Below are 11924 nucleotides of genomic sequence, written 5' to 3'. Positions count from 1 at the left end.
CCGATACGGACGGCGATGGAACAGCGGACAACCTTGAGGCCAGTGCGGCCGAGGCGCTGGACCCCTGTCTTCCAGTTCAGGCGGCTGGTTATACTGGCTACGATGCCACAAATGCGATATGGGCCGCTGCCGATTGCGATGGAGATGGAGTTGGCAATGGAGATGAGGATACCAATGGTACGGACCCTTATCAAACGGTAGATACCGATGGTGATGGTATTGATGATGACAACGAAGTAAACAACGGTACTGACCCTAACGACCCCTGCGACCCTGTGCAAAGCCCTGGTTATACAGGATACGACTCAGGGAACGTAATCTGGGCTGCTGCCGACTGCGATGGGGATGGAGTGACTAATGGAGATGAGGTTACCAATGGAACCGACCCTTATGAAGCTTCCAATGATACTGATGGGGACGGTATTGATGATGATACAGAAACAAACAATGGAACTGATCCAATGGACCCTTGTGACCCCGTTCAAAACCCCGGCTACACGGGATATAATTCGGCGAATACAATTTGGGCTGGAGCCGATTGTGATGGTGATACACTTACCAACAGCGAAGAATTGTCCTTAGGAACGGAAATTTATGCAGCCGATACCGATGGTGACACCATCAATGACGGTCAGGAAGTTTCCGATGGAACCGACCCATTTGACGATTGTGACTCGGTTGGTGGAACCCCACTTCCGGACACTTTCTGCGACAGAGATGATGATGGTTTAAGTGATGCTGATGAAATAACTGCAGGCACAGACCCTGATAACCCTGATTCTGACGGGGATACTATAGAAGACGGTCAGGAGGTTTCCGATGGAACCGACCCACTAGATCCTTGTGATTCTAATGGCGGAACTCCCACGCAAGGGACAATTTGTGGTGTAGAGATTGGAAATTCCATTGTTACACCTGATGGAGATGGTGTCAATGACTTTTTCAGAATTGAGAACATTGAACTATTTGGTGGAAATAGCGTTGAGATAATCAACCGCTGGGGTGCACCGGTTTTCAAGACGGAGAACTATGATAATAACTCCAACTTCTTTTCCGGAATTGCCAATACCGGCACCTCATTAAATAAAGGAAGTGTACTACCAGCAGGGGTTTACTTCTACATTATAAAATATGTAGATGAAGGAGAATCTAGAAATGCCTCAGGGTATCTGTACATCAATCAATAAAAAAAAATTAAGATATACTCACAATGAAGAAATCCATAATAATTGCTGTATTGGCAGCAGTAGGAATAACTAAGTTGGCTTCTGGCCAGCAAGATCCGCAGTATACTCAGTATATGTTGAATACCATCGTTGTAAACCCGGCGTATGCAGGTGCTGGAAATGTTTTGAGTGTTTCAGCCTTACATAGATCACAGTGGATTGGTTTGGATGGGGCACCAGAAACCCAAACACTGAGCATTCAAAGCCCTTTGTCTGAAAAACTGGGCATCGGTCTTTCAGTTGTTAATGATAATATTGGGGATGGTACTGTTCAGGAGACTTATTTTGATGTGGCATTGTCTTATACCATTCCTGCCTCTCGGTATGGTAGTTTGGCTTTTGGATTGAACGTCGGTGGAGATTTCCTAAATGTAGATTTTTCGCGTCTTATTAATTATGGTGTGGAAACTAATTTGCCTAACGTAGACAGTAAGTTTTCTCCCAATGTGGGAGTTGGAGTTTACTATTACCAAGAAAAGTTCTATGCTGGACTTTCCGTTCCAAGTCTTTTAGAAACAGAACATTTTGACAATTCTTCCACCGGAACCTCGTTTCTCGCCAAGGAGAGAATGAATTATTACTTTATTTCTGGCTATCAATTTGATTTGAATCGTGATCTTGTTTTACGCCCTGGTTTCTTACTGAAGGCAGTTAGTGGAGGTCCTGTACAGTTTGATCTAACAACAAATCTAACGTTTAATGATAAGTTTTCAGTGGGAGCTGCGTATCGTTTAAATTCGGCGGTGAGTGCTCTTTTTGGAGTGAAGTTTGCCGAGAAGTTTCTTTTGGGACTAGCTTATGACGTGGAAACAACTGCCCTTGGAAGTACCCAGTTTAACGATGGCTCGTTCGAAGTCTTTCTTAGATATGATTTCATAAATAGACTTAACCGTAGAAATGTAACAGGACGCTTTTACTAGTATATACAAGTCTTTTACCTTTAAAAACATATACATCCACATCCCCATTAATGAAGCCAAAACTTCAAAATTATTTATCAAGAAATTGATAGATGGTGGATGTGGATGACCTCTTTTGGGGTATCGCGGACATTAAATCGAAGGGCCGTACTTTGTTGGTTATCCTATCAAATCGGCAGGTTTAGGTTATAGTCTTTAGATTGCCTTTTGTAAAATTGGGCATCTTAATATCGGAATAGGTTTGCGAACCGGGTGGAGTCCAATAGCGAAAAACTATTCCCATTTCTGGTCCACCAGGGAAGTATAGTGGAAAGACTTTTGGAGCTTTAGTTGCAGTTATCCCGATTCTTTCGGGTCTTAATGAAATCCACGATACATTCGGCAATCAACTCTCTTCCATGATTGTTCCAATGCCAGTCATAAATTAAGGTTACCGGCTTAGAGGCATCTTCAAACTTTGATGCAAAATCAATGTATTTGAAATTATTGGCTTCACAATAATCCAAAAATGATGTACTTGTTTTTCTGGAATCCAAAAGAATGGTGGTTTTGCACTTGTCAAAGCCGTATAATCTCACCAGATTTTTAAAATTTTCCAGGTATTCTTGCTCCATATCAGGAGTTATCTCGTACTCATCTTCTGGTTCTGGGTCTTCGGAAGTATTTTCAGAGCCTTGACCTGTAATCAATTTCTTAACAGGTTCAAGAATTCCAATTTTAGAACCGTAAGCCAATAACTTGATATTATCCCGTATTTTAAACACGGTTGATGATAGCATGGTTATTCTTCCAAAGTTTGGCTCGTATTCAGCTCGCTCCAGGTCGCTTTCATAATTTAGGTAAACTATGATTTCGTCAATGAGCTCAAATTCATCTTTATAGGAGTGCATCAAATGCAGTTGGTTAGCCAGATCGTACCCCGCGTAGCCATATTCATAAACTTCAACGCCATTCAGTTGTTGCTCTATTTTCTTTCCGGTAGAGTCATAGTAGTCTTGATGGAACCCTTCGATAAACGAATCGCCGATAAGGGCAATTTCATATTTGACTTTTGAGGGAGTAAATTCCCGGTGGGAATTAAATCCGGCCTCATTGATATTGAATTCGGAAAAATTCTGATTTCGATTTCCAGTTACGGCATAACCCTTATGCCCTGGAACACGTTTTTCAACATCAAGTTTATCAATGAATCTTGGAGGATCTTCGGTATATAAATGAAAGACCCTGACCAAAACCTCTATCACCACCAAAATAAGGAAGATATACGCTACTATTCTTATCAAAAACTTTTTCATATCCTAAAATTGGAAGTAGATAAATGACCGGTTTACACCATCATCAAAGAATAAGAGCATGGTCAAAATAACTGCGGTATATAATAAAAAGCGAACAATTTTTGATTTGAATTTGAACGGATTTCGCTCATCTTTTCGAATCAAATATTCGTAAACAACAAAAAGGGCCAATAAGATATAAAAATCCAACATTCTATAGCCCATGGGATGAGCATAGGGTTCATAGGTAAAGTTGGTTGCAATTCTGTTCATATATTGAAACGAATCTGTAAGCGAGGGAGATCTAAAGAATATTCTAGAAAAAGTTACCAGCGCAAACGTTAAGAGCACTTGTAAGATTTCAACGGGGGTAGGGAAGAGGCTTTTTTCCCCAACAACATTATTCGCATACATTCGGTTTCTCCCCATTAAAAAAACTGGGATATAGAATAAGGCGTGCAGCCCACCCCAAAAAATAAATGTCCAGTTGGCCCCATGCCAAAAACCACTCACTAAAAAAATCACAATAATGTTTCTTACCGACTTGGCTTTACTAACCCTCGAACCTCCCATGGGTATGTATAGGTAATGTCTGAACCAAGTGGATAGTGATACATGCCATCTTTGCCAATATTCCGCTACATTTCTTGAAAAGTTTGGAAACTTAAAATTGGACATGAGCTCTATCCCAAAAAGTTTTGCTGTACCGATTGCTATATCTGAATATCCACTGAAATCCCCATAGACCTGAAAACTGAAAAGGCAAACACCAAGAATAAGGGTAGAAGCCGGATAAGTACCGTAATTGGCAAAAATATCGTCGACAATAGGTGCCAGGGAATCGGCTATGACCATCTTTTTAAAAAGACCCCATAAAATAAGTTTAATGCCTCCCGAAGCCTGGACATAGCTAAAAGAACGTCTATTGATAATTTGAGACAATAGATTGGAAGCTCTTTCTATTGGTCCCGCCACCAATTGTGGAAAGAAAGAAACAAAAGCGGTAAATGCTATAAAATTCTTACTTGGGGTTAATTTTTTATAGTAAATGTCGAAGGAGTAGGACATGGTCTGGAAGGTATAAAAGGAAATACCCACCGGTAAGATCACCTTTAAGGTCCATGTGCTTTTTATGTCATAGCCAATGGCATGGAACATATCGATAAAGGAATCAACGAAGAAATTACTGTACTTGAAAAAACCAAGCATGCCAATATTGAACGCCATACTTGCCCATAACCAATATCTCGCTTTCTTTCTGTCATCTATATTTTTATAAATCCTCTGGCCTACAAAAAAATCGACAAGGGTACTGAGGAAAATCAACAATAGAAACCGCCAATCCCACCAACCATAAAAAAGATAACTGGCAAAAATCAGGAAGATGTTTTGTACTCTAACATTCTGTTTGAATACAAACCAATACAGTCCAAAAACCAGTGGAAGAAAAAAAAGAAATTCTATGGAATTAAAAAGCATGTGCTAATCGTTTTCTGGATTTATAAGAATAGCTTTTGTTTTGTTTTTGCCTTTTAAGACATACAAGTTTTTGCTTTTTAAATAGTGTAGTGTTACATTTTTTGAATGTTCCTTGGTCAAGAAAAGAAAATCATTGATCATTTGATCTGTTACTGGTAGTTGGTTCCTTTGGTTTAAATAAGTTTCTTTCAATGCATCCATTTCTGAAATTGACATGTCTTCGAGTCTATAAGTCGGGGTCCGCATCAATATTTTTGTATCTCCTTTTAACTTCAGCTTGAATTTGTTCCAATGATCATTGACCCCTTTGGAAATAAGAAACGCCAAAACTCGAGATGTGTTGCCTTTCCAGAAGGCATATAGAAAACCGGGAAAGGAATGTTTGGGGTAAATTATACGATGGTTAAAGCGGTATATTTTATTGGACCACCACCTTTTGTATTCCATGTCGCCCCAACCCATATCAAATTGGGAATAATTATTTTCTATGCACCACTGAAGCTGTTTATATATTAAGAGCTGACCCAGGCTAAATTTACTATAGGCAATATCATAAGAAGATATATAGCCAAATAATAAAGAAGGAAAATTGTAATTAAATGAAATGGCTATTGGATGATTGTTGTTATAAATTGCAAATATTGAAGCCTTTCCTTTTTTGATTAGCTCCAAGGAGGTGGAAAGTATTTTATCCCAGTTGGCAATGTTTTCACTTTTTTTACCCTTCTGTTGAAATCTTTTTACGATCAAACCCTTCATTTCACCCATTAAAAATAGGTACTCATCTTCCCTTATGTCATTTTGGAACATTTTGTAAGTAATGTCAAAACAAGTTTCTAATCTTTTGGCCGCACGTTTAATGTTTTCGCGCCTTTTTTTAAGATGCTTTTTTAGGTAATCGTCCACGTCTGTGAAGTCATCTAGTTCAATAGCGTATCCCTTAACGGAGGGAAAAACCTTTTCTGTCCATAATGCAGGTTCTGAAACAATAGTTTCCATGTACTCAGGGACATAACTGAAAGAGAAAAACTTGTTACCGGGGCTTTTCTTGTCTGTTGTTTTAATTAGGCCCTCTGAACTGGTCCGATGCCCCACATACGAATATACCTGCGATATAAGCTCTTGTTTGAGGTAAATTTCAGTGAACAGAGTGATATTTGCAGTGTCCATAAAGGCCATTACATATGAATTTAGAGTTTGTTCCTTGAGATGGAAATTGCATCATTTTTACCGATGACAACATAATTCCCTGTCTTATTTGTCAACTCATATACCGCAACGTCGTTTGAATGCTGAACATTCAGATACTGGAAATCGTACACCAGTGGTATTAACCAATGGTTTGAATCATGATGAATGTTGGTTTCTTTTAGAAGTGAACCTTGTATATGATCCTTATTTATTTGAAGTATTTCAATATGCTGTTTCGTATTTGTAGTTCCCAGTTTTTTTCTTCCTTTGGCTCTATTCTTTCTAGCGGTATAATAATCTTTAAGACCATACAAATAGACTCTGATTGGAACCAGTAATCTATGGAAAATTGATTTCCGATTGTAAAAAATTTGGTGGTTGTATCGGAATACCCCGTTGCACCAAGTATGTTTATAGGGAAGATCTCCCCACATTAGATCGTAAATTTGATAACCGTTTTCAAGACACCATTCCAAATGTTTTATTATTTCAAGGTTACCCAAACCAAATTTGGAATAGTTAATGTCGTAAGAACCAATTGCGCTATTCAGAACATCTTGAAAATGATATGCAATGCCGACATTGATAGGTGTGGTCCCATTGTAAATAACATGTAATGAGGCTTTTTTTTCCAATATCATGGAAAATGTTCTTTTCCTGATAGCGTCTAGATCAATGGTTGGGTCAAAGGGCACTCCTTTTTGCTCAAATCGAGTGTTTATAAATTCCTGCATTTTGCCAAACAGAAATTCATAATTGTCTTTTTTGATTTCACCAAAATACACCTTGTAGTTTATGTCAAAACAACTTTCAAGTCGTCTGAGTTGTCTTTTTAAGGATTTTCGTTTGGAGCCAAGTTCTGTCCGCATGTAGTCGTCCACTGATGTGTATCCTGTTAAATCAATATAATACCCATTAAATCTTTGGATATTTCGCATTTTGATTTGCTGATCTATTTGATGGGTAACGGGAGTTAGGAATTCTGGAATACACTTAACCTCTATGATTCCTGAAAAGTCGAACTTTCCTTTGTTGGCAATAATATTTGAATCTTGCTGCGGAGTGCGTTCATTTTGCACAGCGCAGTATATCGGTGGCACTCTCCCTTCTTCGAAAAGATCAAGGACGAAATTGTAGTTTCTGATTTTCAAAGTTCCCATACCGGCTTGGTTAAGTGGTTAATTTGACACAGGTTTTAGCTTTTTGGCCCACCAAAAAGAAAATGTTTTCAGGACCATCGACTTTAAAAACTTTAAGATCTTTTTGTTGCTCTTGGTACAGATACAGAAAGTCAAAGCATATACCTTTTAATGTGCAGAATTCAGATTTGCATATATCCACTTGATTCATAATAGTCTCGGGGCTTACCGATTCATGCTCTACAAATGAATAATTAGTCGGGTTCTCTTTATTGTTTTTAAGGGCATACGTAAACCGGTGAAAACTGTCATTAAGCTTTTTCTCCCGTAAATACTGCTTAAATGTCAAAAGATTTTTTAATGTGAAAGACAACAGTTGAGCTCTGGGAGATTTTTTGTCGTATAGAATGTGATACGCAAAGTCAAATTTTTCGTTGGACCATCTGGTTTTGTAATCAAAGTAGCCTTTTGAGAAATCAAGTATGGGCCAATTGTTTGAAATACACCATTCTATGAGGTACATTATTTTTATACTTCCCAAATGGAATTTAGCATAATCAATATCAAAAACGGTAATGGCATCAAAAACCCTGTCTTCCGATAAATATGCCAAAGTTAAGCTTATGGGCTCATTGTTGTTTTTTAGGACAAACAAGGCGGCTTTCTTTTCCAATATCATTGGATACGCAACATCCTTGTAAAAATTCCATTCCTCAATATCTAAGTTGTTATTGCTTATTTTCTTTTCTGCAAAGCGTTTTTCTAGTAGCAATCGGAATTGGTCAAAAGTGGTACCGAACTCTTCTTCGGACATTTCCCCGTGATAGACCTTAAATGAGATAGGAAAACATTCTTCAAGCCTCTTTTTGTATTTACGCAGCTTATACCGACTACTTTTTTTAAATGACCGCGTCATAAAATCCTCCAAGGAACCAAAGGAGTCGAGTTTTATCATGAATCCAGGATACTGCTTCACAGTATAAAGACCCAAAGCCTTATTTTTACTGCTTTCCTCGGTTCTTGAAAAATCAATGACATCATGAATAAGCAAAGTTTTGCCTTTCTCCTCACCATCACATGGAGGGTTCAGCTCATAGTCAATCCCCTTGGTTAGGTTTTTACCGGCATTCAAATAAAGCCCTGGGATTTTTGATTGATAAAATGAAAGGTTTTTGGCAAAATTGAAAGTATGCTTTTCTTTACCATGCAAGAAATGCTTGGACCAATAAGAGATAAAAGTCTCGGATGTAAAAGGGTTGGATTTTATCATACCATGTTATTGGTTATACTCCATTACATCTATAGAGTGGAAAATAGTCCCCTTTTGTACCGTTGTTGTTTTTCGCAATGAGTTGCTTATAAATCTCTGGTCGGACAACCAGTTTCCAAACACAAAAATCTACCATTTCTTTAGAGAAGGAGGATTTAAACTGAAGCAATGTATCGTTGGCACCGGCAAGCCCGCCACCAAGGTTAAACCAAGATAGGCCAAGTTGGGTTGCTTTTATTCTCATCTCATCAATAAGCAGTTTAGTAGGCATCAAAGGCAGGAATTCATTTCTGGTTCCTGAAAGATGATAATGCACCACCGAATTTTTATAAACAAAGAGGCTAGCGCCAATTACTTCATTTGTTTCATTGTGAACTGCTAGTAGTGTTTCGGTACTAAAATCGTTGCTTTCAACCAAAGTTTTAAAATAGCTATCGTTGAAGTAGTACATGGGTTTGGCATTTACACGATCCATATTTTCATGGTAGATTTTGACAAATTCCTGAAAATCTTCATCGCTACTTACCTTTTTAACGGTACAATGTCTTCTGGCCTTATTCAGTTGCCCCTTTAATCTTCTCCCAAATTCTTTTCGTTGTAATTCTATGTTCTTTTTCAGGTCTATTGTGACAACCGGCCCGGTTTTTTCAATAGTACCTATTAGTTCTAGCACTTTATGTTGTAGAGGCAAAAATGGATTTAGTCTCGAAAATACCGCTACAATATTTTTTTCCACAAAATAGTCGAACAGTTCATGCGCAAAATGTTTGTTATCAAAACTGAGGGAAATATTCTTGTACAATGGTCCTGGATAACCATATACCGATGTGGCGTCGTAAAAGGGGGAATCGGGAATCTTTCTAATTAACAATGGTAGACCAATACAGACATCACCATTTGAGTATTTTAGAAGCAAAGGCTTTCCCTCGCCCTTCTCTATCATATGGTAGTCAAAGGAGTGATAAAAGTCTGAGTCGTTAAAGGTTGAAACGAACTCATCCCAACCTTCTTTTTCTTCTATTACTTCAATCATTTATTGCATGGTAATTATCACTTGAACCTTATAAACTGAAAAAATGTGGATACATATACTTTTAAGGGCCATAATCTAAATTTTAGCTGGTTTTGTTTAAGCGGCGTACTATGCAAAATTATTGGATATGAAAGAATGACTAAAGAAAAATAGGCTTGGTGCAGTTTTAATGGATAAAATACTTCTTATCAAACTTTAAGAAAAAGTTTTTAAATTTTCATCGGATAAAGTATGTGACTCATCTTCCTAAATAGCCCCCGTCCACCGGTATATTGGTGCCAGTTACATAATCACTGGCCGACGAGGCTAAAAAAACGGTTAATCCTTTTAAATCCTCCGCAGTTCCCCATCTTTTCATTGGAACTCGAATAAAAACCTCATCTGTTCTTTTTTTATCATTAATTAATGCGGTGTTTAATTGTGTATCCATGTAACCGGGGGCAATTGCATTGACACAAATGCCTTTGGCGGCCCAATCATTGGAAAGAGCCTTGGTCAATTGGCCTACACCACCTTTGGAAGCCGCATATGCTGGTATGGTTATTCCACCTAAATAACTCATAATGGAGGCGACGTTTATTATTTTCCCTCCACCATTTTCCAACATAGTGTTACCCGCATATTTACAATAATAAAATGTTGCGTCTAAGTTTATTGCAATGACTTTTTGCCATTCTTCATCAGGAAAATCTTCACTTGGATATCTTCGTTGAATACCCGCCGCGTTTATTAAAATATCTACGGTACCTCCCAAAAACTCTAGAGCAGCCTTATAAGAGCTTTTAATCTCTGAAATTTTACTAATATCCGCTTTTATCGGATTTACGCTAAATCCATTGTTTTTAAAGTCTTCACAAATTTTAAATAAACGATCGTCGATGTCAATTACAACCGTCTGTGCCCCGGCTTGGAGGATGGCTTCTACCATTGCCTTGCCCAGATCACCTGCACCTCCCACAACAATTGCCTTTTTACCCGCCAAGCTGAATTTTTCTAAAATGCTGTCCATCATAAAATTATTTTGTCTAATGGTTGTTACTCTGCGTATGTAACGCTGTTCCAAATCATTACATTATTGTTCAAATCAATCGGATTTTAGTTAGGAGTACTATCTTAAGCATCCCATGGTTCCAACCATTCAATAATCATGTTCTCCCCTTTATTGTCGGTAACTTTTAAAGTATCCTTTATATCCTCGATTGTTTCATTGATTTCGGAAATGGAATCTGCTGCGGTATAAATTCTACATAATATTTGCCTTTCCGTTCCTACCCATTCATCCTTAACGGTATCCCCGGTTTTAAATCGTTCAACAACAAAATGGACATTCTTATGGGACTTAATTGTTTCCAGCCCTTCAATGTTGGCAATTGTACCACCATGGAGTAAAACCCACACTGAGCTGGCAACTTTTCCCTTCATCATGTAGTCATTTTTGTTGGCAAAATCATCTTCCCCAAATACACCGGTAAGTGCATAGTTTATTAGCATTTTTCTATGGTCAAAACCATTGATGTGCACTAAGTGTAAATGAGGGGCTTCACCTTGTAACCGAAAACCGGGATCATAACTGTAAAACTCACCATTCTCAACAAAAAACTGAATATTGATAACTCCCGTTTGTACATTGGTGCTTTTAAACAATTGTGATAATTTGGGATGGACCTTGTCTATAAAGCTTTTGGTATATTTTGAAGGGTATTTGGTGCCTAGAGCAATCGGACTCGAATCACCTTGTTTTCTGGTTAAGGTTCTATCAAAAGTGGCTGAAAGATGAGGAACACCATCTTTAAAGGTGTAGTAGGCGCACATATCATCGCAATTCTCATCCATATATTTTTCTACAAGAACTACTCCTTTTTTAGAAAATTTTAGTGCTTTTTCTATCGTTGCGTTATAGTCCTCTTCATCACGACATATTTTCATTCCTACTCCACCTCCACGGTCTACAGGTTTCACCATCAATGGTAGTTCCAGGCCTTTTGGCTTTCTAATCTTGTCATCTTTAGTTATATAAATACCAGGAATGTCTTGAACTCCATTTTCCGCACAGTATTTCTTATAACCATCTTTGCTGCAAAAGGCTTCAACGGCATTTTCAGTTGCATAGCAGGGCAAACCTAGTTTGAGACAAATTTCCCTATAGGGTTTTACCAATATATCTACAACTCCGACCAGAACTCCATCTACTTCTTTTTCCCTCGCAAGATTTACAATGGAATCCACATCAAAGCCATCTATGTCGTAAGATTCAGTGGCATTTTTTTTTGCTGGCTCGTTTGGGTTTGGCCCAACAACAATGGTATGGATTCCCATAGATACCGCGATATCTACTAGAACAGCGGTCTCTGGATTTCCACCCAGAATAATAAGCTTTTTGGCCATAGTTTGT

At 38.2% G+C, this 11924-nt stretch carries 10 protein-coding genes; 2 read left to right on the top strand and 8 right to left on the bottom strand.

The window, feature by feature from the left end:
* Positions 1-1187 (top strand): gliding motility-associated C-terminal domain-containing protein (locus BUC10_RS05835; RefSeq protein WP_131819052.1); only part of this gene is annotated, 1187 nt, incomplete at its 5' end.
* A gap of 23 nt (positions 1188-1210) precedes the next feature.
* Entirely contained in the window at positions 1211-2146 is a 936-nt protein-coding gene (locus BUC10_RS05830; RefSeq protein ID WP_073177006.1) for a PorP/SprF family type IX secretion system membrane protein, read from the top strand.
* A gap of 326 nt (positions 2147-2472) precedes the next feature.
* On the opposite strand, the gene BUC10_RS05825 is transcribed toward BUC10_RS05830, so the two are convergent.
* The 8 genes from BUC10_RS05825 to BUC10_RS05790 form a co-directional block, all read right to left on the bottom strand.
* Entirely contained in the window at positions 2473-3441 is a 969-nt protein-coding gene (locus tag BUC10_RS05825) for a hypothetical protein (RefSeq protein WP_073177005.1), read from the bottom strand.
* Positions 3442-3444: 3 nt separating this feature from the next.
* Positions 3445-4899 (bottom strand): MBOAT family O-acyltransferase, encoded by a 1455-nt coding sequence (locus BUC10_RS05820; RefSeq protein ID WP_073177004.1) that lies wholly within the window; start codon positions 4897-4899, stop codon positions 3445-3447.
* A gap of 3 nt (positions 4900-4902) precedes the next feature.
* A complete protein-coding gene (locus tag BUC10_RS05815) occupies positions 4903-6078 on the bottom strand; it encodes a GNAT family N-acetyltransferase (protein ID WP_073177003.1) in 1176 nt (391 codons plus the stop codon).
* An 11-nt stretch (positions 6079-6089) separates the two neighbouring features.
* Positions 6090-7250, bottom strand: coding sequence for a GNAT family N-acetyltransferase (locus tag BUC10_RS05810; protein ID WP_073177002.1), 1161 nt, complete (start codon positions 7248-7250; stop codon positions 6090-6092).
* Positions 7251-7260: 10 nt separating this feature from the next.
* Positions 7261-8499, bottom strand: coding sequence for a GNAT family N-acetyltransferase (locus tag BUC10_RS05805; RefSeq protein ID WP_073177001.1), 1239 nt, complete (start codon positions 8497-8499; stop codon positions 7261-7263).
* Positions 8500-8512: 13 nt separating this feature from the next.
* Positions 8513-9532, bottom strand: coding sequence for a lipid II:glycine glycyltransferase FemX (locus tag BUC10_RS05800; RefSeq protein ID WP_073176999.1), 1020 nt, complete (start codon positions 9530-9532; stop codon positions 8513-8515).
* Between the two features lie 238 nt (positions 9533-9770).
* A complete protein-coding gene (locus tag BUC10_RS05795; RefSeq protein WP_073176997.1) occupies positions 9771-10544 on the bottom strand; it encodes an SDR family oxidoreductase in 774 nt (257 codons plus the stop codon).
* 101 nt (positions 10545-10645) lie between these two features.
* Entirely contained in the window at positions 10646-11917 is a 1272-nt protein-coding gene (locus BUC10_RS05790) for an ATP-grasp domain-containing protein (RefSeq protein ID WP_073176996.1), read from the bottom strand.
* Positions 11918-11924: the final 7 nt, after the last annotated feature.

The sequence above is a fragment of the Flagellimonas flava genome (assembly GCF_900129665.1).
In the GTDB taxonomy this organism is placed as follows: Bacteria; Bacteroidota; Bacteroidia; order Flavobacteriales; family Flavobacteriaceae; genus Flagellimonas; species Flagellimonas flava.
This window is presented reverse-complemented; position numbering and strand designations above follow the sequence as displayed.